Origin of the sequence: Pseudoalteromonas sp. SG43-6, assembly GCF_014164365.1 — a bacterium.
GTDB lineage: Bacteria > Pseudomonadota > Gammaproteobacteria > Enterobacterales > Alteromonadaceae > Pseudoalteromonas > Pseudoalteromonas rhizosphaerae.
In genome coordinates this window covers 1-527 of the sequence record NZ_JACJEZ010000165.1, presented here as the reverse complement: position 1 = coordinate 527, position 527 = coordinate 1, and the positions used below count along the sequence as shown (strand labels likewise).

Here is a 527-nt window from a genome sequence, read left to right as displayed (position 1 = left end):
AAGTGCTTTTTACTAGCTTGACTAGGCTTATCGCAAGTTAATACGTCCTTCATCGCCTCCAACTGCCAAGGCATCCACCGTGTACGCTTAGTCACTTAACCATACAACCCAAACGGGTCTTGCTTGGTCTTTGTTACTTATGCTGCCTTGCTATCAATTTTTGCTTGGTTACATAACACGTTATGCGCCCAGCGACAAAAATATCAGCGGCGTTGCCTAAGCATCAAATCCACGTCGCAATACTAAACAATAAAGTTTAATCATACGTTAGTGACAGTTTAACTTCGCCAGAAGTTAATATTGAATACTAAAGTAGATACCAATTAATCCGAAGATTAAATTGGCACTGAATGATACTGCTATCATTCTTTTTTACTTTTGAAAACTCTGTACAAATAACAGTGTTATTCATACGAATTTTATTATCAGCTTTTCCAAATTTTTAAAGAGCATATTAATTAGTGAACTCAAAGAGCAAACTAACTAACAATCATCTGTGTGGACACTACGAACAAATAAGTTCTAAA

The 527-nt window shown here is 36.1% G+C and carries 1 rRNA gene; it reads right to left on the bottom strand.

The annotated features are described in order from the left end of the window. A 23S ribosomal RNA gene (locus H5201_RS22615) occupies positions 1-101 on the bottom strand; the annotation flags it as partial. Positions 102-527 lie beyond the last annotated feature (426 nt).